Consider the following 25931-nt stretch of genomic DNA (forward strand, 5'->3'; position numbering starts at 1 on the left):
GAGTTTCCTTACCTTCAAGTGGAGACTGAGACAAATCAGTAAAGCTAACACTTTTCTCTGGGTCGCAGTCTTCGACTAGTGGTTTGTCATCATTTTCAGAAACGGTACCAAGATGCTCCAACCACTCTCGATCGGTTCTGCCTGCCACAAAACCAATAAACAGTTGGCAAGATAACCATTCGTGGCGGTAAGGTTCGAACCCTTTACTTTTTGATTTAGGTTTTAGTTTTTGTTGAAACAGCTTATTACCTTTACCGAAGTCGTGGAACAGAGCAGCAATTCCAGCCATAAGAGCGGAAGCTTGAATGCTATTCATGTTATTTTCGTCTTGGCTTCGAAGAATATCTCGCTGAGTCATATTAGTTGGAACACTGCCATCTAAATTAAACTTGCGCCTATTACCAACAACCCACATTAATTCAGTATGATTCTTACCACGTACCCAGTGACAAGCGACAGCGGTATTGCGCCTTGCTGTTTTCTTTAATAGTTGTCTTAGGGTTTTTAGCCCTTCATAGGTGATTGGCGTCTGCCATGTTCGTTTACCTTTACGCTCTGCAAATTGGTCTAAGACGCGCCGTGTCTCTGGTAAAGCTTGTTTGCTACACTCAGAAACCAATAAAATATTCACCCTTACTGCTCCACTTTATTATTTTGTGTCAATGCTGCAGCCGTGCTTTGCAGCGTCTCGATCATCACATCTAACGCATGGGCTGAGCGGAACTGATTTAGGCACCGCTGACGAAACTCTTGTTCATCGTCTCCTTCCATAGCTGCGATAAAGGCTAGAGGTAATATTAAAGAGTCTTTAATTATATCTGCGACATCAAACACTAATCCTCCACGTCGCGTTTTTCCATGTAATACAGCTAATCCATGAGGTAAGCCTAATACCCAACACGCTGTTGCAGCCAAACCATAAGCGAGATAATTACCATGGTCTAAGAATCGGTTAGCTATATCACTGCTGTTACCTCTTTCAGAACGGGTAAAATCCCCATATTGGCAGGCATGACAAGCAAGTTTATAAAGAGTCTTGGTCGTCGTTGCCTCTAAAGAGAGAAGATCTTGCGTAGTGGCACAGGTTTGCATTTTGTCTTCAAAGCGATTTAATGCACTTTCTAACTGTTCGCTATTAAGAGAGAAGTCTTTTTTGATGCTGGCAGACCGCCAATGTTTACGAATTTGCTGTATGCGTTCTAATTGAAATAGCTTTGCTGCATCAAGGCGATGGTGGTCATCAAACCAAAAACTTACCCATTGTTGGAGATATTCTGTTGGCCTATATTCAGATTGAGGGAGTAACCAAGACACGTCTACTTGTACTTCGTTGCCTGAGTACAACGGTGTTCCACCACCTCCACAAAAACCAACCAATACCCCAGCTTTTGCTAACTCCCGCATTGCCGCTTGCGTAATTGATGTGCCCGTTCCTAGCATTAGTGCTGTCGTATTTGCGATAGGAATATTCCAATATAGACTTTCTTTACCTTGGTCGGTAACATATTCAACTCGTCCTGCATTTACCAAAACACGACAATGCTGCAAGTAATAAAGATTGGCACGCTTGGAGTGTAGGATCGTTTTCAGATCGCTAGGATTCATTACCTTGGGCATAGATTCACCAATTGACTAATACTAAACCTCATTTTAGCTCAAGCCATTTTGACTTATTGTGATAAACAAGGAATAAATACCCTACTATATCTCCATGGATAATCTAGGAAATGTGAGGACTACGGTGACTTTAGACTTTTGGTCAATTGTGTGCCCGGAGGGAACACTTACGATTAGACACCACTGAATATTTATCTTTGAATAAATATTCACTTCTCTTATTTTAAACTTTTATGTGAACGAAGGTAATAATGGGGCAAAGGAGAGTTAGAACTGGTTTTTTGTATAGGTTAACATCCGGCTCACGCGCCGGTTTGAAGCCGCAATACGGTGAAATAATGGTCACAGTGAGCCGATTATCAGTGCGTGATTTCTAAAGCTGTGAATGACTATTTCCATATCTTATTAAAGACCGATATAAACATCGCAAAAAGCACAATCAGAAATGACGCAGCAGCGAATGCAGCTAGTCCAGCGAACCAATCAGCCCAGCCAGCCGGGATAGGTTGCTTTCATCAGCGGCTTAAGGACAAGCTCGGCCAGTCCGGCAGCTCCCACTATACCAAACACAGCAGTCAACCATCGATCCATTCGAGACCGTCGCTTTTCGGCGTTATAACGTCGCTCATCCAAGTACCATCTAGCTTGCTCTTTACCTGACTCGATGAGTCCTGTTGTACCGGCAGCAGTCATCAAATACTCAAGCGCATCAGTAATCTCTCCCGCTTGGCTTGATTTGTGAATTACAGAATTGGCTTTGGCCAAAGTTTCGTACGCATACACAAGTTGTTCATCTGTTGGGAGAGCTTCTGCTATGGTACATGCACGCGCAATTCGAATACTGTGGTACTCGAAGTGTTCAGCTCTAGCCTGATTCTCTATCAGATGTACTCTTGTGTTGAGATCATCCCAAGTGTTGTCAGATGCGCCGGATGGTCGCAGCCACGTCCAGAGCAAAATCGCTCGATTTCCGTGTAAACAATAGTCCTCAAATAGACGAAGATCTGGAGGAAGATGTGGAGTATCAGTCACTCCAGCGGAGCGCAGCAGGACACGCGACATAGACTGGCTGTACATGTCAAATAATTGGTCCTTGGATTTAGGTTGATCGACAAATCGCATTGAGGAAATCGAGGGCCAACCTTGCCACAACTGAACACCCACTACACCATCATTCTTTTTGTAACTTGTTGAGACTACCTGTGAAGCAACGGCATTAGCGTAGATGGGTCTACAAAGGTCGATCGTTCCCTCCCACTCCGCTTGATCCTCCGAGCCCCCGATTTGATACAGGAGCCATGGCTCTCCATCCAAATCAAAACGTCGTCCTTCTTTACTGAGAGAATTGTCGAGTGCAGTTCTTGCTGTTTGTCGCATCTTCTTAACGAGCTTACGTGCCTTTCGGTCAACTACACGTTGCCCACCAATGGAAATTTCACTCTCGTATGCACCAGGCAGAAGCAGCTCACCATCTATTTTTTGAAGTTCCGCTTTTACCCAAACAGATTTAAAGTAGCGCTGGAACAAATTGACAACATCACTGATGAAATCTTCCTCGTTCAAGCCGTCCCATGTCGTATCGAGTTGGAAGCTAATACACATGAGTCCGTCAGCATAAAGCTTTAGGCATGGGTAGACTGGCAGAGTCAAATCGTCATTCTCCAACACGACGGGAGGTAGTGAGGCTCGCAAATACGGAGCTACTTGCTTAACTTCATCGCCTTCGATGCGGCGCTCGTGAAACGCAAACTCCAAGCAGAAAGCAAGCTCCTTGGCGGTATACTTCGGCAAAGAGTCACTAAGCTGAACCGTCCAACTGTTATCCCATCGACGCCCCTCCGGACGAAGCCATTCAAGCTGGATTTCGCCATATTCGTCACGATATATGGCCTTCAAACCCGAAAAACAAACTGTCCTTACTATGCCTGCCTCTAGGAGTGCCTTAGCCGTTTTTTTAAGGGACCCAGTGGGAGACCTTGCAACAATGCTCGGCCCCTTATCTCAAACACTAACCTGATTGCTGTTAAAATGCTTCCATCAGACGTTTGTACTCCCGGTCATCTTCATACATTTTGTGGAATATCTTGTATTTCGCATCGTAGAAGAGTTTGTTCTTTTCTGTTTGTGGCATAATGCTCTTACTAATTCGACTCATTGCATTCATTGCTTCAGGAATGTCTCCATAGAAACCAGCCGCAACCGACCCAAGCATTGCTGAACCGAGTAACACCGCTTCACTTTCCTCGGGCAGTAAAATCATACTTCCTGTGGCGTTAGCATGCTCTTGCAGGAAGACACTGTTCTTGGTACCACCTCCACAAGCCATTATCGTATCGATTTCGTAGCCGGATTCATTCATGACTTCGATAATATGACGCGTGCCTAACGCGATACCCTGCACTGTCGCCAAGTAGGCCAATGCCATATCGTCAAACGTTTTCGACATCTTCAACCCAGTGATAGTGCCGGTTAAATGCGCGTTGGCTCTTGGCGAGCGGTTTCCGTGAAAATAAGGCAATACATGAATATCTTTAGTCAAAAATGCAATATCTTCTTTGCTTCCTGCTAGCTCCAACAAACGGTCATTCAACAATTGATAGACGGTCTTTCCTTGTTTTTCTGCTAGATCTTTCACACTCTGATACAAGGGGTGAGACGTGATAATGTGGTCAATTAATGCCCCCGTTGCTGATTGGCCCCCTTCGTTGAGCCAATAGTCAGGGATCATCGCACCGAAATAAGCTCCCCATACACCGTCAATAAAACGTGCCGTTTTAGAGGCCGCCATATGACAAGACGACGTTCCACCAATCAATGCGAGACGCTTGTTAAAGTCCGCTTGATCCCCAGTCATACCCGCAGCCCCTAACACTCCGATACCACCAGCATGAGCATCAATGATCGACGTTCCCACCGCAGTTCCAGGTACGAGGCCAAGATCATCAGCAGCGTTAATTGTTAAGCCATCACCCATCGGCTGACCCATTGGTAGGATGCGCTCACCAATAAGCTTGGCATTGTCTTCCAAGACATCTTCTAAGCCAATCAATTCAAAGAAGCTCTTATCCCATTTACTTTCATGGCCAAGATATGTCCATTTACAGACAGTGGAGCATAAGGATCGACTATCATCAAAAGTGGCTTTCCAAGTAAGAAAGTCCGGTAAATCAAAGAAATACCCTGCGTTAGACCAGGTATTAGGCATGTTCTGTTTTAACCATAGCAGTTTCGGCGTTTGCATCTCTGGAGAAATGCGGTTTCCAACATACGCCAGTACTGGGTGTTCAGTGGCATTGATACGATCGGCTTGGGAGATAGCACGATGATCCATCCACATCACAACGTTTTGTTCTCGTCGTCCGGTAGGACTAACACTTAAAGGCTGCCCTTTTTTATCCAAAACCACCAAAGAGCAGGTCGCATCAAAGCCTATGCCTTTAACTTGTATAGGAGCAATATTCGCTTGTGACACGGCATCTTTTACCGCCGAACATACACATTGCCAAATATCATCGGAGGATTGCTCGACAAAATCGGCTTGAGGCTTAAACATGAGCGTGTCACGCTTAGCCTCACCCACTTTACGTCCAACTGCATCAAAAACACCAGCGCGTGCGCTACCACTACCCACGTCAACACCGATAAAATAAATACTCATATACTTCCTCGTTAAGCCTTATTTTTTTGTAAGAAGATAAATAGGATCAAGATAGCACCCCATAGCGCCATAGTGAGATAACTGCTCACTCCCAGTAAATTAAGACCACTTTCAAGGGTTTGTAACACGATTAAAGCCAGGCCAATGCCAATGATTCGCCCAAAGCCACCATCTGGATTAATACCACCAAGAACGGATGCCAATATTGCAATTAGCAGATAGGATTCACCGTATCCGGCTTTTGCTGAGTTGAATTTTGCCATCATCACGATCGCTGCAACCCAACAAAGTATCGATGACATGATATAAACGTACAGAATGGCCTTTTGGGTGTTGATGCCTGAAAAGCGCGTTGCTTTCTCATTGGAGCCCATTAGATATATGGTACATCCAAGGCTCGTATGTTCAAGAAGCCCCCATAACCCCACCGCAAAGCCAATAAATAAGAGCAAAGGCATTGGGATCCCCAATAAAGAGCCATTCCCCAAAACGAGCAAGGCATCAGGGAAACCAGAGATAACGCTGCCACCTGAAATCAAGACATTTAACCCATTTATCAACGTCATCATACCGAGTGTGGCAAGGATTGGAGACACTCCCACGTAAGCAATTAAAGCTCCGTTGATGAGCCCAACGACCACTGCAGTCACTAAACCACCCACTAAGGCAAGGAGTAACATCATGGTACTATCAGGCGCTTGGGTAATAATGCTTGCCATGACCAAGCTACACGCATTCGTAGTGGCAATAATGGATAGGTTGATCCCCCCCGTCAGCATGCATACCGCCATGGCAAGGGCGAGCAAACCAAGAAGTGGCATCTGCGAAGACATAGATGTTAGGTTATCGAGCGAGAAAAAAGCTTGCCCACTTGTGAATCCCATCACTAACAAAATACCCACCAAAATCACCAACAGGTAACGAATGTTATTATCCGTTGGCAGCTTTAGACTGTTCAAAACTTGTTCCATTATGCCCCCTGTACCGCTTGTTTTTTCTCATTTATCGCAGTCATGCTAATACTACAAACTATGATTAAGCCCGTGACAACCGTATGCCAATAAGAAGGAACGCCAAGCAGTGTTAACCCGTTTTTGACGACAGCTAACAAAATCACACCTAAAATCACACCGAACAATGTTCCCTTGCCGCCAGTCATACTCGTACCGCCTAACACGACAGCGGCGAGTACCGTTAGCTCAAAGCCCATCAACGAGTTTGGTGCCACTGATTGAGTAATTTGTGTTTGCACTACCGAAGCGATGCCAGCCAAAGCCCCCATATAGCTGTAGACAAACAGATTGATACCAAAGAGGTTGATACCAATACGACTTGCCGCATCAGCGTTACCGCCAACCGCGTAAATCTGACGGCCTAAGCGCGTTTTCGACATTAAAAAGGAAGTCAACGCAATCATGGTAATTAGCGTCAAAATTGGCAGGGACATTCCATAGTCATACCCGTCGCTGCCAGTAAAGCTAAAGAGCTCTACACCATCCATAAACCAATCTGGAAAGCCGTATAACCACTCACCGTTACTAAAGTAAATCAGCAAGCCAAAGAATAGGTTTAAGGTCGATATCGTGATAATGATTGAAGGGACCTTCAGCTTATATACTAGCGTCGCGTTGATCATCCCCAACAGTATCCCGACGATGGCCGCCAACCCAAAAGCGATTAGGAAATTACCGCCAATGTTAAGAATGTATGTTGCCGCTACATACTGAGCGATAGCTGCTGTGGCAGGAAAAGAAATATCAATGCCTCCAGCGATAAGTACTACAAAGAGCCCGCAAGCCATAATGCCAAGCAAAGCCGAGCTCACTGACATGTCGAAAATATTACCTAACGTCAAAAAGTCTGCCGTAGTAGCGGTCAGTACCACAACAATCAAGGCAATCATGATTAACAGATAGAATTCGTGTCGCTTGCTAAATGATGCGAGTAGGCCTCGAGATTGTTCAAGCATTGACTGCCTCCATAATGTCTTGCTCTGTGCACTGCGTAGGCTGGAAATCATGAGTAAAACGCCCCTCTTTCATCACAATGACACGATGGCTGTTGTAAAACACTTCAGGGATTTCATCACTGACCATGATTATTGCCATACCACTAGCTGCCAAGTCTTTCGCTATGTCGTATATCGCTTCTTTGTTCGCGACATCCACTCCAACGGTTGGGGAATCGAGGATCAACACCTCTGGTTCCGCAGCTATCCACTTTGCTATCGAAATTCGCTGTGCATTACCACCAGATAAACTCGTCACCGGTAATTTTGGATCTGCCACTTTAATAGACAATGAAGAAATTAGCTTTTTCACCAGTCTATCGGCTCTTAAGTGGTCTAGAATGCCTGATGGCTTTTGTAAGCGTTTCAAGACCGAAGCCGTTATATTGTCTTGGATGGCTTGTTCCATCACCAAGCCTATCGACATACGATCTTCAGAAACGTAACCGACACCCTGTGCAATCGCATCTCTGTTTGAGGAAAAAGACGTCACTTTGCCATTAATCAATATTTGCCCGCTACAAGGTTTCGTCATGCCAAACAAAGCCATACACAGTTCAGTACGACCAGCCCCCAATAAGCCAGTTATTGAAACAATTTCGCCGGCATGAACCGAAAGAGACACATCGTTAAACTGGTCTGTTTTGGTTAGGTTCTTTACTTCAAGCTTCACGTCACCACTTTGGTGGTATGGAGGTAAGGGAGTGAACTCGAAACGTTGGCCCGTCATTAAAAACGCCAACTCATCACTATCAACCTCTTCAGCACGATATGTACCTACCGTGCGACCATCACGAATTACCGTAATTCGGTCGGATATCTCCATCACTTCATCAAGCTTATGGCTAACAAACACAACGGTCACCCCTTTCGATTTCAGGTCAGCGACCACCTGAATTAAGTGGTTAACTTCAGTTCGCGTCAATGAAGCAGTGGGCTCATCCATAATCATTAATTTGGCATCAGAAGCCATTGCTCGACATATGGCCACTAATTGGCAGGCTGCAATAGAAAGCTGCTCAACACGTTTATCCAAGGGCAGTGTCACACCCACTTTCGCCATGGCTGTAGTTGCGATCTCTTTAATTCGTTTTTGGCTAACTAATCCCTTTGTCCACTTAACATGGTCTTGAATGGCAATGTTTTCCGCAACGGTCAAGTTTGGAAATAGCGATAAATCTTGATAAATAACTTGGATACCATGTTCGATGGATTGCTGAGGGTTTAAACGTGAATAGGACTTTCCACCCAGTAAAATCTCCGCACCATCTTCCGGGGCGTGAACACCCGAAATGACTTTGAACAGCGTGCTTTTACCACAACCATTTTTGCCCGCTAAACAGTGAACTTCACCTTGATTAAATGTGAGGTTAATGCCATCCAGCGCTTTGACGGAACCAAAGTGCTTGGACACTTGCTTAAGCGTAATAAAAGGAGTATCAGACATATGAGTTTCCTGAAATCAAGGAGGCAGCTTTGCACTGCCCCACATTATTACTGTCTTTAAATTGAACTGAGAGGAGTATTAGAAACCCAGCTCACGAGCGTTGGTTTTGTCGACTTCAAGGATCTTATTGAATTTCACTACGCGTTTTTCGGTATCAATTTCAGCTTTACCTAAACCTTCTACCGTTACACCGTCTTCCACTTTTTTCCCGTCAAGCATTTGCTTGGCTACGGCAACCATGGCGTAACCTGCGTCGGCAGGATTCCATAGGAAGCCTTTATCGATTTCTCCACGCATGAGATATGGTGCCGCTTGACTTGGCATTAAAATACCGACGACACTGATTTTGTCTTTCGCACGTTTCTTCTTGATGGCTTCACCGGCACCAATACCCCCTAATGAACCATAAGAAATAATACCCGTCATATCTGGGTGAGCTTTCATCAAATCATTGGTAGCAGCGTAAGATTGATCGATGCTTTCAGCGACAGGCATCCGACTCGTCACTTCGTACATATCTGGGTAGGTATTTTTCTGATAATCGATTGCTAGGTTGGCCCAGTTATTATGTAAAGGCACAGTTAATGAACCAACATAGATGGCATATCCACCTTTCTTATCCATGTTCTTAGCAAGCTCGTCCATTGTAACTTTAGCGTAAGCTTGGTTATCAATAGTTTCGATATCCCAGTCAGCACCGTGTCCATCTGGAGATTCGTGAGTCAATACAATGATCCCCTTCTCACGTGCTTTTTTGAACACAGGCTCAAGTACAGTGACATCGTTTGGAACAACAGTGATCGCATCCACACCCTTAGCAATTAAATCTTCAATGATTTTTACTTGTTGAGCAGGGTCTGGTGTTGATGGGCCAAGTTGGCGAGCATTAACGCCGAAATCTGTCGCTGCCTGTTCGATTCCTTTATTCATTTGGTTAAACCAAGGGATCCCAGATACTTTCACCACGTTTACGATTTCGTAATCTTTGGCATGTACTCCAGCAGTAGCGAGAGCGAGCGACAAAGCCGCCGCATTCAATATGACCTTTTTCATCTTCATCAATCCTTTTGTTATCTGTAGGGGGTTAGGGGGAATCGATGAGAAAATGTTAACGCGCAATTCAATAGGTAATTGTTGCCACCCCAGAAATATGTGAGCAAAGCACGTTAATGATAATTCTTATGAATCATTACGTTAATATCATGTTAATTGGTAAAGCCATCGTCATTTAACCACACCAATAAAGCCTACTCGACAACACAAATATATCTTGTCATTAACAAATATTAAACATCTATGACTTTGATTTTCTTCAGCAGGAGCATGAAACGGTATAGGTGGGTTATATTGAGTAATGAATTGATAAAAGCTTGATTTAAGTCACTTTTAATTTATGAAAGAATAACATGGATTGCACATATCTGTGATGCCAATGCTAAACGGTTCTCGCAAGACAAAAGAAAGAACACGTCAATATGTAATAAAGCGACGGTGAAAATTAGGAAAAATGACGTATTAAACGTATGCCATCCCATAGAGAAAACATTCCGGAAATCTCATAATAAAAACCACTACATTAGCGTGTACCTATATAGTAGTTTTCTCTTATAAACTATTGATTTTGAAGGAGGCATAATGTTTCGCGAACAAAGCTTAACGTTTCCAATTTCCTTTGGCAAATACAATCACATATTCAACATATGAGGGCAATGTATGCGCCAAAAACGGGAAAAACGTGCAGATCAACTATCTGTACTATCACTTAAACGTCGCCATGGTACAACTATTATCGGGCGATGTCGGTTATCAATGTGTCACCGTGATACTAAACTCGAAACCTCTGGTAAACTCTATATTTCCTCACCATCTTCTTCAACGCCTAAGCCAAGATGCCCTCCCAAAATAGCAGAACAGTTGGCACGATTTGTTCTATTGGGAGTCGGTACAGAGATTGTAAGAACCGTATTGTTCTTCTTTAACCTACCAGTTGCCTAACAGGTCGGTTAACTCTAAGCGGCCCGAAGGCCGCTTGGATTAAATCCAGCCACGTTCAGCGAACGATACGGTATCTTCAAATGAGATAACGAAATGGTCAAGGACTCGAATATCCACGAGAGCCAAAGCATCGACAAGTCGTCTGGTGATTCGACGATCAGGTTGGCTCGGTTCTGCGCTGCCAGATGGATGATTGTGATAGAGAAGGACAGCCGCTGCGTTCTCGGCCAGTGCTTTTTTAACCACTTCGCGAGGATAAACGGAAGCCGCATCAATGGTGCCGGTGAACAATTCCGCAGCAGAGCGAACTCGATGTTGGTTATCGAGGAAGATAACGCCGAACACTTCTTGTTCTTTGGCGGCCAACGAAGTCTGACAAAATGCTCGAACTAAGCACGGTGAGGTCAGTGCAGGTTGTTCGCTGATAATCAGTTTTGATTTAAGGATGTCGGCAGCGTGTGCTAAGGTTTCTTGTTCTTCGGCAGTGAAGAGTGAGGTATCTGTGTAGTTTGTCAGTAATGCAGTCATGGCTTACTCCTGGTGTTCATTTCGTTGTCGCCTGACTGTCCGGCCTACTGTCATGGTTCTGGTTAGCAAGGGCGCGAAGCGTTTATATACCCTTGCTCACTAGGTTCTGAGAGTAGACGGTTTAAAGGAAGGTGCGATTCACGAAAGAACACGGAAAGCAGCATACAAACAATTTAAGAGTAATTCAGCACGCGTGGCATTTTTACTATGCGTTAGTTTTAGTGATTAAGGTGGTGTGCGGTAGCATCGGTATTGCGTGCTTCACACCTTTACTGGGCGTTACTTTTCCATACGTGGACTAATCCGTTACATTCTAATTTAGTAATATAACTGACTCAGTTTTGTCCAGAACTTTGCTGACGGAGTAGAACAACGTAACGCGGTTCTGCTCCTTTCCACGATAGAAATCCGTAGTGTGCAATTGCAACCTGCGAAATGAACTTACTTTACACCTTTCTATGCCACAAGAAACTGTATTGGTCTAATGAGACAAGTAACAATCAGACTCTTTCCTAAAACAGGAACGCCGTCGCTATAAATAGCCATACAGTGAATAGTCAGTTGAAATGCAATACGCGTTTCACGACTCTCGGTTACAATTTGATAAAGTGGCGACACTTGTTGACATTCAGGTTACAAATCTCGAGCAAAACACTTTAGACTCCCGTTAATGACTTTTAATGAGAATAACTGGATGCGTCGGCTGACCTTAGCCCTTTGTTTTTTGTTTTTGTTCCCTACGTTTGCCAATGCCCAAAGCTTACAAGACAAATGGCAAGCACTCTATCAATTGAGCTGGCAAGCATCCCCGATCTTAGTTTCTCAACAAGAGTTATCTCATTACCCGAAGGCTCTGCTTAAAGACCGTAGTCGTTACCCCGATTTCAACAAATTCAGTTGGCAAGATATTGCTTCGTTAGCTGCGATACAGCAGACATGCCAAGCGATTGAACCTTCTAACTATGCGTTAAACGATGCCATTGAGTTCGAGCTCGCTTTGTGTCAGCAACAAACTTTAGATTCGAACTGGTTTGTCGCGCACTCTAAGCAGCACCCTGCTGGTGGAAGTTTCGCGGACCGTTATGTGGCGCATTACCCAGAGACAAGCGAACAAATCCACCCGTTTTTGACCATTACAAACCCACTGCATCCGCTCTATACCAAACTACAGCCCTTAACAGCAGAAGGAAGAGAAGCTCTGCTTGATGGATACCGAGCCTGGCAACAAGGTGATGTACTTTGGTTAAGTGGAGAACAAGGATGGAAGGCCGTCCCGTCTGAAACTTGGGAGCCCATTGCACACCAACAAGGCGTAAGCTTATCTGGGGAGAACTGTTCTTTTCGTTACAGCAACCTGTGTCTTAGTGAAACAAGCAATGACACACTCTTGATGAAAATGATGATCTTTTCATTGCTGATTGTTCTGTGTTCTATATTAGGGCGCTCACTGTATTTAAAAACGAAGCAACGGAAAGAGAGACAGTTTGTATTGCAACTTTTGACTCATGAATTGCGTACACCGATCACCAGTTTGGGTTTAACAGTCGAAATGTTTAGGGGTCGCTACGATGAGTTCCCCGATGAAACTCAAGGTGCGGTTTGGCGTTTAATCTCTGACTATCAAAGGCTGTCTCAGCTCACTGAAAACAGTAAGGTCTATCTGAGCACTGAACAATCTAAACCTTTATTGAAGCAAAACGCTTCTCTTGAAGAGTGGCTTGGACATGTATGCGAGAAGCACAACATCGGCTATCAATGTGAATCCGGAGAAGTAGAGCTTACCCTGCCCTATTACTGGCTTACGATTTGCTTAGATAACTTGATCAAGAACGCTAAGCAACACGGTCAAGGAGAGGTATTGGTTAATGTAACGCTCGCGGATAAGCTGAGGATCGAGGTTCAAGATCAAGGGCATTTCCCTTCGTTATTACAACGTACTTTGTCCCGATTCACTCCAAATGACCCACATAAACACGACAACATGGGTATTGGCCTCACCATTGTTGAACATTTAATGAAACAGGCAAATGGACGCCTCATTATTCTTCGTAATCCGACACGTTGTATTTTGGAAATAGCTTATGAACACCCTACTACTGATTGAAGATGACCCTTTACTTGGGCAGGGCCTCGTCAGTTTTTTTGAGTCTAACGGTTATCAATGTCTTTGGGCGCAAAATTCTAGTAACGCAAGTAAACTGTGGTTACGCGCCGATCTTGTAGTCCTCGATAGACAACTAGAAGACGGTGACAGCTTACAACACCTTCCAAACTGGTTGCTCCTTAAAGCGCTACCCGTGATTGTATTAACCGCGAAAGTAGAAGTTCAGCAGCGCGTAGAGGGCTTAATGGCGGGTGCCAAAGACTATGTGACTAAACCATTTTCAAATGAAGAGTTACTCGCACGCGTCATTACTCAGCTACGCCCTCTAGGTACGAGCCACTTAACTTACGCCAACATAAAGATCAATCTATCAGAAAGAATTGCTTATCTGGAAGAAAGCCCAATCGCTCTGAAACCTAAGGAGTTTCAACTGCTGGTTTTGTTTATCCAAAGCCAAGGGCGTGTGTTTCATCGAGATGAACTGCTCAACAAGATTTGGGGCTATCAAGCCTTTCCAATCACCCGAACAGTGGACAATCACATACTACGTTTGCGTCAGAAACTGCCGACACTCCACTTAGAAACTCACCGTGGTGTTGGCTATCGTTTAGTTGGGGACTCACAATGAAAGTAACATCGTTAACCGCTTTACTATGCGCGTTACCGTTTGCGAGTCATGCGACTTGGTTCACAGAGACACCTTTACAACTTTCCTATCAATCGCTACTTGATGAGCAACCTCAGCTTGCATGGCAAGAGTTACAGATCGCACTCAATCAAGAAGCACTTGATAGTCAGCTTTGGCTGCCCGTAAAACAAGAAATACTCACTAGAACTCAATGTGGAAGACGACTAAAACAAAGTGATGTACCTGCCCACCATATCCAAGTGAGCTTTATTAAACGTTACGGTCTTTCATCGCAGGGCTATCAGATCAAAGTCTCAGCCGAACCCCGTAACGATGAGTTTAATGAACAGGCACAGACAGTCTCACTCATCGCTCCTGATGGCCTTACGATGATTGAAGGACAGCTCAACTCGGGCGTTGATTACCAAGAAATCGAGACTAATGAGATGTTCATTAAGCCTGAGTCTGGTGTTTATCAGTTAACCGTTGGGGCGAACAGCTACCCCATTGTTGTAGCTATAAATGACAGCAAGCGCTGGTTAACACTGGAGAATAAGCTTGAGAACGCACACGTTGTGGTCACGCCGCCGGAGATTATCGATAACTGCCCTAGTACCCACGTAAGTTGGCAATGGTTTGATGAAAACTACAACATGTTAGGTTCCAAAGTTCCGATCAAGGCAAAGCAAGTTGCAGTTCCAACACAAAGCCCAGCGGGAGAAAAAGCCAAGCATCTAAGCGCATCAGTGGAAATGTTCGAGTACCAAGGTGCGATTGAGGTCCAATACGTTCAACGTGTCGCTGTACCTTTCTAGAAAGCATTTTTGGATAGCTCTTATGGTTCTACGAGGTAAAAATAGAGACATATAGATGACAAACCACTAACGCATCTTAGATGTAATAGCCGTAATTACTACAACGGAATCTAAACATGCTGAATTTCCACCATAAATTAAATGCTTCATCTTGTGCCATATTAGCCCTATTCACCGCTTGTACTTTTTCAACAGACACGCAAGCGAGTGAATTTACACTTAAAGACCACAGTGGCGACAACACCAACAATACTGTTGCAATATCCCCAGCGACACTCACGATAGATTGGAATGGCTTAAGCGTTAACAATGCTGCGCTAACCGTTAACCGCATCCCTCAAACAGTGGCCGAGATAACCACGGATTCAACCAGCGCCTCTTGGACGTTAATGCCAAGCCGTATCGCAGTGACCGCGGAGTTAAACCAAGGTGAACTTTTCCTCCAATTCACCCTACCTTCCAATATCAAGGTAAAGCGCAACCAACCAATAGAACTGGCCTGGTTCGACCTTGCGGAACAAGAAACACAAACACTGCTGCTGCCCTTTAGTGAAGGTATGCGCGTACCTACCAACCATAAGCTATGGGCCAACTATCTCGCCAATAACCACACTGGAAGCAACACCACTCAAGACTTAAAGATGCCGTTTTGGACCACACAACAAAGCGATCAATTCATCAGCTATCAGTTGATCAACCCAACCAATAACCAACTGTTTTTTACTGATGTAACTTCTGAATCGGACTCTAAAAACAAGTCCCTTATTGATATGAGCGCATTGCATCAATTCACAGCGCTAAATCAATCACAACCTTTTTCTGTCCGCATAACGCTTGGTGATTCAATGCTCGACGGTGCCAAGCAATATCGCGACTGGCGCATTACCAATGGATTATCAGAATCACTAGCCTCAAAACAAATGCGTAATCCAGATATCAGCAAGCTGATTGGTGCAAGTCATGTCTACCTGTTTGGTAAAGATCCTTTGAGTATCCAAGATGTGAAAGACTGGTGGGGACTAAAAGAATGGTACTTTGAACGCTCTAAGCTCAGCATATCCGATGAAGCTAATCGTGAGCTAGCTACTTTGTCTAAGGGTAAGGACTGGTTGAGCCAATACCACAAACAGTTGCTGTTGGATTCTATTAGCCAATCACTACAAAACTTATACCCCGTCGCATCCCCTACAATCGCTGATAACACGATTAAGGCGCAATACTTCGCAGCACAAAGCAGAAAAAGCTGGCTGTCTGAACATGCCTCTTCGTTTTTTAACTCACCAGACACTTGGGGACAAGCCTTATCATCCGGCATGGTCGATAATCTAAAAAAAGCCGGATTGAACAAGCTTTGGTTAGGCTTTGATAACTGGATGCCTGCTTTTTATCAACCAAACGCGGTCGAGCTAGCCAAACAATCTGGTTACTTGGTGGGGACTTACGATTCCTATAACACCGCAATACCGGCTCAGTTGAACGACAGTTGGTTAACCGCTCAACTGCCAGATCCAATACGAAACACATGCGCAATTGAACAAGCTGATGGGAGTTTGAAAAAAGGATTTCGTGGCAACGGCTTCTATTTAAACCCCAATTGCCATTTGGACTACGTAAAACAGCGCGCTAAAGACATTATGAAATTTGGTCACTTCAATAGTTAATACCAGTGAGTCGCAGATGCTTTCCGCTTTTAACAACCGAATGCAGTGGCTAAGCGAACAACCACCTCTGGTGTTGGGCTCCGAAGACGGCAACAGCTTAACCACCAAAGGCATTGCGTTTGCACATGGCTTAGAAACGGTTGGGTTTGGTTGGACAGATAAAGAGATGAAAGAAGACCGCCAATCTCCCTACTTTTTAGGCCGTTGGTATCCTGATCATAAGCCCGACTTTTTCTTCAAACCAGTAGAGGTTAAAGAGCCGTACAAGTCACTACTGTTTTCGCCTCAATATCGTGTTCCGCTATACCAGGCTGTGTTTCATGATGAAGTGATTAATACGCACCATTGGCACTCAGACAGTCTCAAGTTTACCAATGTGAAAACCAATCGTGACTTAACGGCCATGCTATATAACACGCCCGCGATGGTTCATTTAACCAGAGACGAAGCTCTCAAAATTACAAGCTCGAGGCTCAGAGCCTTAAAACACTATCAAGATGGGTTTGAGCCGATACACGAACAGCTGTGGGATAAAGCGCTGATTGATTTCTCATGGTTAGATAACCGAGGTGCCGTCCAGCAAACCACGTTCAGTGATGGCAGCAAGATTATCGCTAACTTCTCTGATCAAGCGTTTAGTAAGGGTGACATCGATGTTGCAGCAGCTTCCATCAAAGCGATATTAAGCAATGGAGAAGTCATAAAGTGGAAAGCCGAACTTAACTGAGTGTGATCAATTTAGTCCCTTAGCTAACAACAGAAAGCTAAGGGATTGAAGTTTTGACGCCTACTTGCGCTTCTCACTTTGAAACGCTGTGAGTAGATAATCGATAAACACCTTCTTACGTTTTGGCATTAACTGACTATCGGCATACCGAACTGCACCAGTCATACTGAACAAGCCATTAAGCTACTTTGCCACGCCAAGGTAATTAATGAATCGCTAAATCAGTAAGGTTACTGATACGATTGTGTCCAGAGCTGTACCGGCATGGTTAGTGTTCTCCATTATGAGCTAGAAGTAGTCTGTTGTAACAGTCAGGTGTGCAATTAAAAAAGAAAAGCAAAATGTTTTATAGATCAAGGGTCTAGCTGGATAGTTAGACCTCTGTCAGTAATCTGGTTCACCTTCGGCATCCGATCTTTTGGGTTTGAAATAATGAGTTGATTTAGCTCTTAGTCAGAATATTTAGTTGTCGACTTTGTTATTATTTCGGTGGTGTACCTTCTGCATTGGATACAATTACATCAATTTGTACAGATGCGTCTAATGGGAGTTCAGAAACACCAATGACTGTGCGAGCGGGCAATGGCTTATTGAAGTAACGAGTATAGACTTCATTTACAACTGCCAGATCATCCATATCCGTCAATTGAATATTTACCTTTACAATATCATCCATATCGTGATCGATGCTCTCAACAATTTGTTTGATATTTTCTAGACATTGTATCGTTTGTTCTTTTGCTCCAACCGTTAATATAACACCAAGTTTTGCATCAAATGGCAGCTGAGCTGTGATGTTATTATAGTGCGAGAAGGCAACGGTTTGAGTTGACGTCATACTAATGGGGGCCTTGTCGGTATTGCTAGCTTTGATCACAATGCCATGTCGATCTTCAATCGCTTGCGGCGGCGTACCGTCACCATGCGATACCGTGACGTCTATTTGCACCAATGCACCCATTGGTAATGCTTCTGCGACTACAAATGAGCGAGCTGGCATGTAGGTAACGGCACGTGCGATGGCTGAATCAGGGAAGAAGGTTGTGTAGACTTCGTCGATCTGCTCAATAAATTCGCCACGAATGACGTGAATATTGACCTTAACGATGTCATCGAAGGGTACATCGATACTATTAAGAATGTTTTTGATGTTAAGTAAGCATTGATGTGCTTGCTCTTTTACCCCACCGACAACCATGTTACCTGTTGTAGGGTCGATTGGCAGCTGGGCCGAAATATGATTGTAATGTGAGAACGCAACTGACTGGGTAGAGTGTGCACATATCGGCGCCTTTGGAGTGTTCCTTACCAGCTTGATCAAACCACAAGGCTCTTGTGGGTAGGTACCTTCACCGTTTGAGAGCACTGCATCCATCTGCACTAGTGCCCCTTCCACAGGCAGGGCCGCCACCGCTAATACAGTGCGAGTTGGTAGATGGCTTAGGAAGAAAGAGCGATACACCTCGTTTACCGCTTCAATGGAAGTGATATCTTTTAGATAAACATTGACTCGAACAATGTCATACATGCCTTTGTCGAAGCTTTCAACAATCGCTTTGATATTGCTAAGACACTGACTCGCTTGTTGCTCAATGCCACCTGATACTAGTTCACCATTTTTAGGGTCGATAGGAAGCTGGGCTGAAATATTGTTATAGTGTGAAAATGCCACGGATTGGGTTGACTCGTTGCTTAGTGGCGCGTTTTCAGTGTTTCTCGATAGCTTGATGATGGAGTCGCTCATGTCAAAATCTCTCCTGTTCTATTCCTTGCAAAGCACAACTTGCTCAGCCAGACAGAATTCAAATGCTGGCTGATTATTTTGAGTATAAGTTGGGAACTAGACGCTCAATAAGCGCCTAGTCGAACGCTGGGTTATAGCGTGTTTAGGAAGTCGTTAATCTTCTCTTCATGATGCTTGATGGTTTCTTCAGTAGGGCTCACTGCATGTTTATGAGTGAAGTAAACCAAAATAGCCATCTGTGCTGTTAAGCGGTTTTCTGCTTCATCAAATGCCACAGAGTATTCACTCTCCAGCGCCTCACGAGTCACTTCTTCTTTATCGTTTGCTGGTAGGCAATGAAGAAGCATCGCACCCGGACGAGCTTTCGCCATTAACTCTCCAGTGATCACATAGTTAGGCATAAATGCCGCTAGGCGCTCTTCTTTTTCATCCATCTGAGTCACCCAGTAGAAGCTATCACCGTAAACCACGTCACAATCGCTGATGCGCTCTACATCGTCAGTGATCTCAATCGTGCCACCTGACTCTTCGCAGAAGTCTAACGCCATGTTGACCCACTCTTGTTCCATGTGGTATTTCTTCGGACCAATTTGCTTGAATCCCATGCCGTACTTAGCACACGTAAGCATTAGTGATCGACAGACGTCCGTTGCATCCCCCATGAACGCTAGTGTTAAATCAGCCAGTTTTCGGCCATCAGTGATGTGCTCGCGAATAGTGTAAAGGTCAGCTAGCATCTGAGTTGGGTGGAAACGAGTATCTAGGCCATTAATCACAGGCACCGTCGACTTTTCTAGCAGGCCATCAAGAGTTTCTGGGCTGTTAGTGCGTGCCATGATGATGTCACACATTCTGGATAAGACACGTGAAGTGTCATCGATAGATTCTTTCCCGCCTAGGTGGATATCTTTTGGTGATAGGAACAGTGCATGACCACCTAGAAGAGTTGCGGCAACTTCAAAAGATACACGAGTACGAGTAGAGCCTGCCTCGAAGATCATTCCTACTGACTTACCTTTAAACAGTTGTGGTATAGCATTATCTTTACGAGCTTGTTTTAGGTAGCTCATCAGCTCCATCATGTTGTCCATCTCTTCTACAGAGAAATCTTTCATAGACACCATGTGCTCCATGTTCGCTTTGTTTAGGTCAGTTGCACTTGAAGAAGGGAGTTTCATAATTTCATTTCCTATTTTTGGATTCTTAAGGCTGTGAAAGCCAGAGGATTTGTTATTTTGTTTGCCAAGCGGTTACTTGCGCTTGGCGAGATTTGGATTAGACCTTTGGTACTTGCTGAGTGATACAATGGATGTTGCCGCCCCCAAGTAATATCTCGCGAGCTTCTACGCCATTGACTTCATAATCTGGATAGAGATTCTCAAGGATGACTTTCACATCACTGTCGTAACGACCATCAAGCAGCGGTAGTACGATTTGGTTGTTCGTGATCAGGTAGTTTGCGTAGGATGCAGCTAAACGCTCACCTGTTTCACGCTCCATGCCTTCACAGATGTCGATGCCAGCAGCTTCTTCTGCCTCCATAAATAGCGGCCCAGGCATAGGTAGTTTGTGTACTTTGATCCGGCGGCCTTTGGCATCTGTCTGGTTGGTTAGGTACTCGTATGCCTCACGGCTGATTTCATATTGAGGATCGTTTTCATCATCACACCAAGTCAATACCACTTCACCCGGCTTGACTACGTGCATGATGTTGTCAACGTGACCGTTGGTTTCGTCGTTGTATAGGCCGCGAGGGATCCAGATAACCTTTTCAACATTTAGGTGCTCACATAGCACGGTTGTTAGTTCTTCTTTAGTAAAGTCCGGATTACGGCTTTCGTGTAGTAGACACTCTTCTGTTGTGTACAGTGTGCCTTCACCATCAACGTGGATTGAGCCACCCTCTAGGATAATTGGTGCGCGGTAGCGACCGTCTCGAATCGTTTCACACATTTTCTGCGCCACTTGGTCATCGCGATTCCAAGGTGAGTAAAGACCGTCAACGAGGCCACCCCATGCATTGAACTCCCAATCTACGCCACGGCGCTCACCCTTATCGTTGACAACATATGTCGCACCGATATCACGCATCCAAGAGTCGTCCGTGGTGATCTCAAGCACTCGGATGTCTTCCGATAAACGAGAAGCGGCATTATCATACTGGTCAGAGTTCACAAGCATGGTGACTGGTGTGGTCTTGTTGATCTGCTCTGCAACCTCAGCAAATACTTTCTGGGCAGGCTTAGCACCATTACGCCAGTTGTCGGTGCGTTCAGGCCATGCCATCCAGATTTCTGAGTGAGGCTCATGCTCGCCAGGCATGCGGAAGCCGTCCTGCTTTGGTGTGGTATCAAATGGCTTTTTCATCATAGTTCTCCTCGATTATGCTTGCGCTTCTTTGTGTACGCCTTCAGTCTCTTGCTCTTTCTTGCGCCTAAGCGCCCCCATCAAAATCCATTCGCCTGCTAAGATAGTGGCGATAACACCTGTTAGTACTGGACCTGTGTAGCTCCAATCTGCGATCTCTAGGTCTAATGCTTCTGGGAAGATAAACAGCACTACTGCTTGGAAAATTACAAAGAAGCAGACAATTGAAATTAAATACTGGAACCCCATGCTGCCCGGCACTTTGAATGGGCGCTCACGGTTGCCATCTGTGATGCGCAGTTTCAGGTAAGCAGGGAACATAAATAGATAAGGCAATAGGAAAATGCAGCTAGAGAAAGCAAAGATTGACCAGAACAGATCATCGTTACCTTGAGCAAAGAATGCATAAGAGATGATAACCGCTGTCGATACCATGCCAGTGATGTTATTCGCACCTACTGGTGACCCTTTCTCTGATACTTTTGCCACAGGTGCTGGTAGCTCACCTTCTTGTGCCGCTTCAGCTGCCGCGCGGCTTGCCCCCATTGTCCAGCTCACCATGTTGCCGATGAGCGTTAGCAGAGCGAAGGTACCGAATAGGTAAACCATTGCTGAGCCCAGGGCATCGCTGCCAAACAGGGTTTTGAAGGTATCTATCAGACCAGCGACTAGGCCGATATTTTCCACAGGTAATGCCATCAAGATGCCGACTGTGCCAAAGATATATAGGAATGCTGTGATACCAATTGATAGGAATACCGCTTTTGGCATATCCCGTACGTCTTTCATCTCTTTGGTCATGGTCGCAACCAATTCAAAACCCATTAGGTTGAACACGATTGCAGGTAAAAAAGAGACTGCAGAGTCAAGGCTTGGCATCATTGCTGGTAGTGAGAATTCGTTTGCTACGCCGTGCTTCATTGAGTAGATAAAGCCACCGATACCAAGTGAGCCAATCACCAAGATCTTAAGTAGCGCACCAACGTTAGTTACCCAGACACCGATATCTGCAGAAACGTTACAGATAAAGATGGTGAACCATGTCAGGGCGATACAAATACCGATTTGTCCCCATAGAGAAAGGTCTGGCATAAATAGTTCAGCAAACATACCGGCAAACATGATGTATACCGCTGGCATCCAAAGACCAACGTTAATCCAGTAGAACCATGTAGTTCGTACTGCCCATTTAAAATTAAATGCTTCTTTAACCCAATCGTAAATACCACCCTCCCCTGAGTAAGCAGTGCTTAACTCTGATGTGATCAATCCATATGGAATAACAAAGATAACCAACATTAATACCCACCAACCAATAGCGCTGACCCCTATACTTGCTGATGCGGTGAGTGTATCTACTACTAGTACTGCACATAGCGTAAATAGTGCTATGCCAGTGACTCCCATTTTTCCCTGATTCTCGGTGCTCATGCTCATGCTCCTTAACACTTAGTACGGGAACCATTTAACGTTAATGTTCGGTAATAAACTTTGATAAAAACTGAATATCGGTTTTCCTGAGGCGTTGTTGCGGTGAAAACACCAAGCACTAGACAGAAAGCAGAGGGATTTGAGGAATAAGTTAAAAGATTGATTTTGATCAATTTGGGTAATAACGCATAGGCTTATATACCCGCGAGGCATATTGCAGTGGAGATCACATATCTAATTTCTGATGACAGGTCATGCGTCTTTTTGTGACATTTATGTGAGTTAACTCGTCATATTTTCGATAGCGGTCGACGTGTGATTCGTGTCTAAATTTCATCCTCTACAATTCAATAAAGTAATTAGCGTATTGTTTGATATCGCCCATTAGGAGGGTTAAGCATGTTAAAACCAATTATCGTTGTCGCTGTGGGCGGCAATGCGCTACTGCAACGCGGTGAAGTGATGAGCTGCGAGAACCAACAGAAAAGTATCAGCCAAACCGCAACTTCACTGGCTGAGTTAAGTAAAGACTACCGTTTGGTTATCGTACACGGCAATGGTCCACAAGTAGGCCTCCTATCGCTACAAAACAACGCATATAAAGATTGTCCTCCCTACCCATTCGATGTACTGGGTGCAGAGACTCAAGGCATGATCGGCTACCTGATTCAGCAAGGTTTGAACGCTGCCATTGAAGACCGTTATACAACCACTATCCTGACTCGTATCGTAGTAGATGAGAAAGACCCAGCTATCCAAGACCCAAGTAAATTTATCGGCCCTGTTTACACCGAGCAACAAGCTCGTAATTTGGCGGAAGCGAACAACTGGATTGTTAAACCAGACGGTGCACACTGGCGCCGCGTAGTTCCTTCACCAAAGCCTGTTGAAGTCTTGGAGATCAAAGCCATCAGAGACTTGCTAGAGAAAGAGCACCTCATCATCTGTGGCGGTGGAGGCGGTGCTCCAGTGATTGAAAAAGATGGCGCCTATGTTGGCTTTGAGGCCGTTATCGATAAAGATATGACCGCAGCACTGATTGCTGAAGAGATTGGTGCAGAACATCTACTAATCCTGACCGATGGCGAGTATGTGTGTCTAAACTGGGGCAAACCTGACGAGCAAAAACTGGAACAAGTAACACCGCAAGAGATGCGTGACTACAACTTCCCAGCAGGCTCTATGGGGCCTAAAGTCGATGCTTGTTGCCAGTTTGTAGAGAACACTGGTCAGAAAGGGCATATCGGTGATTTATCACTGGCACTTGAGATTATCGAGGAACGTTCTGGAACGCATATAAAGTAAAGGCTTTAATCACAGACGAACGTAAAAACATTAAGGTGTGTAGGTCAAACATTAGTGACAAAATTATCGCTAAAAGACTTACCACCTTTTAAATTAATTATATCCCCTTATCGAGAAGGCTTTGATTATGCGAAAAGTGACTACCGAAGAAAAACTGCAACGGATCAATCAAGCAGCCTTCCAGTTAATGGAAAGAAGAGAAGCAACCAATATTTCCATGTATGACATAGCCAAAGAGTGTGGAATGGCTACGTCAACCGTTTATCACCACTTCCCGAACATTGAAAGCCTATTAAGAAACTTACTGGACACCGTATTCATTGAGTTTGAGCACCTATTAGAAAATTGTATCGATGAGAACAAAGTGACTCACTGGACTGATATAAATCGAATGATCGAAATGGCCTATGTGGAATACTATAATCAAAACCCAATCGCTAAAAAACTGATCCTAGGTCGTCATACCTTCTCTGATTTGGGTCATGCCGATACGGAACATGATCTACAACTAGGTTACCAAGTTGAAGCGATATATCGCCAGTTCTTCGATATTCCAAAGATGCCAGAGTCGATAAATATCTTTGCTATTTGCCTACAGGTGGCTGATAAGATTTACTCATTGTCTTATCGAGAGCACGGTTACATCACGCCGGCAATGGCAAGTGAAGCAATCCGCCTAACTCAGTCATACTTGCAACTCTACATTCCAAATATTTGTCATAAAACCAAGCAGCCAGAATTGGCTATGACTCACTAACTTCATACTAAAAAGCGGAGCATAGCCGTTCTGTTTGTATCATCACAGAGCATTGCGAAAAGAGTCAACAATGCTTGATGATACCCACACTTTCGAAGGCAAAGTGAGCCTCCAGCAGTTTGCAATACCAAATGTTTGTGTCTTAATTTACGTAAAATAATAGCAGCAAGTCCAGACTACATTGAAGTGGGTTATAGTGACTATCGGCGAAATTGGATATCCAGTGTAAATAATCCATTAGTATATACTTTTGAGTAACACTTAACTCGAAAATAGCCAGAGGCCTGCCAGAGTCGAACATGCCTATGTCATCACTTCAAACTCCATTTAGCACTGGAAAAACCAAGCCAGATATAGATTAGCGTCGACTTGGTTTAGCTTAATAATAATCTTTCATCTACGAACGTTACGAATGTTTCAGTTCAATACTGACGATGGCGTGGTCAGTCGACTCTTTGTAATCTCGATTTTTAATGACCTTTTCAGTAGAAGGATCCACCATATGCGTATTCCACACTTTATGTTCTTTCACTTTGTTCTCTAGTTCATTAGAGACAAAGATGTAGTCTAAGGTACTTCCCTTACCCTTGTAGTAGTGCGTTGGCGCGTCGCTGTTCACCTCCGCCGACGAAAAAGCACTATGCAAGCGCAACTTGTCATAGAGCTCTGTTACTTGTACTTTCTGTGCATCAGTTTCCACCCCTTCCAATCTCAAGCCGCCTTTAGGACATAATGCATCGTACTCGACACTTCTAAAGTCACAATTAATGTCGCCAAGCACCACTGTTGGTAGACCGGAGAAATGCTGATCCAACATAACATCGGCTGCCAAGCAGGCAGCCTCAGTTCCGCGCTGCAACAAAGAGGACACTTTACCCTGTGACTGTCCCAGCATTTCCAGTAGTGCCTTATCTTTTAGTGAATCTTCGTTGGTGTATTTTCTGGAGTAAAGAGCCCGTTTACTCTTAAGGTGGAGAACGTATACACAAACTAGCCCAAAAAGTTTTGTTTCAATGACCGCTTTTACTGGTGTCCGGCTAAAGGAAAAGCCGCTGGATATCCCCAAACGCCCACTGGTGCCACCGTTCGAATGGGATGTTTAGATGCTAATGCTACAATAGGCCGATTGTATAGATTCT

19 protein-coding genes and 2 pseudogenes are annotated in these 25931 nt (G+C 44.5%); 7 read left to right on the forward strand and 14 right to left on the reverse strand.

Annotation, left to right across the window (positions count from 1 at the left end):
- The 8 genes and pseudogenes from HW45_RS06245 to HW45_RS06280 form a co-directional block, all read right to left on the reverse strand.
- Window positions 1-631, reverse strand: a pseudogene (locus HW45_RS06245) (hypothetical protein); the annotation flags it as partial.
- A gap of 2 nt (window positions 632-633) precedes the next feature.
- Complete coding sequence (cas1f, locus tag HW45_RS06250) at window positions 634-1617, reverse strand: type I-F CRISPR-associated endonuclease Cas1f (protein WP_038225605.1); 984 nt, start codon at window positions 1615-1617, stop codon at window positions 634-636.
- Window positions 1618-2100: 483 nt separating this feature from the next.
- Window positions 2101-3513, reverse strand: coding sequence for a hypothetical protein (locus tag HW45_RS06255; RefSeq protein ID WP_038225607.1), 1413 nt, complete (start codon window positions 3511-3513; stop codon window positions 2101-2103).
- Window positions 3514-3640: 127 nt separating this feature from the next.
- The gene (locus HW45_RS06260) at window positions 3641-5275 is read right to left on the reverse strand and encodes an FGGY-family carbohydrate kinase (RefSeq protein WP_038225608.1); all 1635 of its coding nucleotides are present in this window, start codon (window positions 5273-5275) and stop codon (window positions 3641-3643) included.
- 11 nt (window positions 5276-5286) lie between these two features.
- Window positions 5287-6246, reverse strand: coding sequence for an ABC transporter permease (locus tag HW45_RS06265; RefSeq protein WP_038225610.1), 960 nt, complete (start codon window positions 6244-6246; stop codon window positions 5287-5289).
- The gene (locus HW45_RS06270; RefSeq protein ID WP_006071748.1) at window positions 6246-7244 is read right to left on the reverse strand and encodes an ABC transporter permease; all 999 of its coding nucleotides are present in this window, start codon (window positions 7242-7244) and stop codon (window positions 6246-6248) included. Before HW45_RS06270 ends, HW45_RS06265 begins: the two co-directional genes overlap by 1 nt.
- On the reverse strand, window positions 7237-8730 hold the full coding sequence (locus HW45_RS06275; protein ID WP_006071751.1) for a sugar ABC transporter ATP-binding protein: 1494 nt from the start codon (window positions 8728-8730) through the stop codon (window positions 7237-7239). The genes HW45_RS06270 and HW45_RS06275 overlap by 8 nt, the downstream gene beginning before the upstream one ends.
- 78 nt (window positions 8731-8808) lie before the next feature.
- Window positions 8809-9783 carry an autoinducer 2 ABC transporter substrate-binding protein gene (locus HW45_RS06280; RefSeq protein ID WP_006071752.1) on the reverse strand — a complete coding sequence of 325 codons (975 nt, stop codon included), beginning with the start codon at window positions 9781-9783 and terminating at the stop codon, window positions 8809-8811.
- Window positions 9784-10443: 660 nt separating this feature from the next.
- Here HW45_RS06280 and HW45_RS29275 point away from each other — a divergent pair.
- Complete coding sequence (locus tag HW45_RS29275) at window positions 10444-10725, forward strand: hypothetical protein (RefSeq protein ID WP_152559638.1); 282 nt, start codon at window positions 10444-10446, stop codon at window positions 10723-10725.
- A 39-nt stretch (window positions 10726-10764) separates the two neighbouring features.
- Here the strand turns inward: HW45_RS29275 and radC are convergent, their stop codons facing one another.
- Window positions 10765-11253 (reverse strand): RadC family protein, encoded by a 489-nt coding sequence (radC, locus tag HW45_RS06285; RefSeq protein ID WP_038225612.1) that lies wholly within the window; start codon window positions 11251-11253, stop codon window positions 10765-10767.
- A gap of 694 nt (window positions 11254-11947) precedes the next feature.
- Between radC and HW45_RS06290 the strand changes: the two genes are divergently transcribed.
- The 4 genes and pseudogenes from HW45_RS06290 to HW45_RS06305 all read left to right on the forward strand — a co-directional run bounded on the left by HW45_RS06290 (window position 11948) and on the right by HW45_RS06305 (window position 17188).
- Window positions 11948-13357 carry an ATP-binding protein gene (locus HW45_RS06290; protein ID WP_038225613.1) on the forward strand — a complete coding sequence of 470 codons (1410 nt, stop codon included), beginning with the start codon at window positions 11948-11950 and terminating at the stop codon, window positions 13355-13357.
- Window positions 13335-13985 carry a response regulator transcription factor gene (locus tag HW45_RS06295; protein WP_038225616.1) on the forward strand — a complete coding sequence of 217 codons (651 nt, stop codon included), beginning with the start codon at window positions 13335-13337 and terminating at the stop codon, window positions 13983-13985. Before HW45_RS06290 ends, HW45_RS06295 begins: the two co-directional genes overlap by 23 nt.
- On the forward strand, window positions 13982-14800 hold the full coding sequence (locus tag HW45_RS06300) for a DUF2861 family protein (protein WP_038225619.1): 819 nt from the start codon (window positions 13982-13984) through the stop codon (window positions 14798-14800). The genes HW45_RS06295 and HW45_RS06300 overlap by 4 nt, the downstream gene beginning before the upstream one ends.
- 116 nt (window positions 14801-14916) lie before the next feature.
- Window positions 14917-17188, forward strand: a pseudogene (locus HW45_RS06305) (glycoside hydrolase).
- A 481-nt stretch (window positions 17189-17669) separates the two neighbouring features.
- Here HW45_RS06305 and HW45_RS06310 read toward each other — a convergent pair.
- From HW45_RS06310 to HW45_RS06325, 4 genes are all read right to left on the reverse strand, one after another.
- Window positions 17670-18932: a RidA family protein gene (locus tag HW45_RS06310; RefSeq protein WP_038225621.1), complete on the reverse strand. Its 1263-nt coding sequence runs from the start codon at window positions 18930-18932 to the stop codon at window positions 17670-17672.
- Between the two features lie 131 nt (window positions 18933-19063).
- On the reverse strand, window positions 19064-20110 hold the full coding sequence (gene argF / locus HW45_RS06315; protein ID WP_038225623.1) for an ornithine carbamoyltransferase: 1047 nt from the start codon (window positions 20108-20110) through the stop codon (window positions 19064-19066).
- A 97-nt stretch (window positions 20111-20207) separates the two neighbouring features.
- Window positions 20208-21299: an agmatine deiminase gene (gene aguA / locus HW45_RS06320; protein WP_038225625.1), complete on the reverse strand. Its 1092-nt coding sequence runs from the start codon at window positions 21297-21299 to the stop codon at window positions 20208-20210.
- A gap of 15 nt (window positions 21300-21314) precedes the next feature.
- Entirely contained in the window at window positions 21315-22730 is a 1416-nt protein-coding gene (locus HW45_RS06325; protein WP_038225627.1) for an APC family permease, read from the reverse strand.
- A 399-nt stretch (window positions 22731-23129) separates the two neighbouring features.
- Between HW45_RS06325 and arcC the strand changes: the two genes are divergently transcribed.
- Window positions 23130-24035 carry a carbamate kinase gene (gene arcC / locus HW45_RS06330; protein ID WP_038225629.1) on the forward strand — a complete coding sequence of 302 codons (906 nt, stop codon included), beginning with the start codon at window positions 23130-23132 and terminating at the stop codon, window positions 24033-24035.
- A 127-nt stretch (window positions 24036-24162) separates the two neighbouring features.
- Window positions 24163-24792, forward strand: a complete 630-nt coding sequence (locus tag HW45_RS06335; protein WP_038225630.1) for a TetR/AcrR family transcriptional regulator — start codon at window positions 24163-24165, stop codon at window positions 24790-24792.
- A gap of 406 nt (window positions 24793-25198) precedes the next feature.
- Here HW45_RS06335 and HW45_RS29705 read toward each other — a convergent pair whose 3' ends face one another.
- The gene (locus HW45_RS29705) at window positions 25199-25687 is read right to left on the reverse strand and encodes an endonuclease/exonuclease/phosphatase family protein (RefSeq protein WP_038225632.1); all 489 of its coding nucleotides are present in this window, start codon (window positions 25685-25687) and stop codon (window positions 25199-25201) included.
- Window positions 25688-25931 lie beyond the last annotated feature (244 nt).

This window comes from Vibrio sp. ER1A (assembly GCF_000733315.1).
Taxonomy (GTDB): Bacteria; Pseudomonadota; Gammaproteobacteria; order Enterobacterales; family Vibrionaceae; genus Vibrio; species Vibrio mediterranei.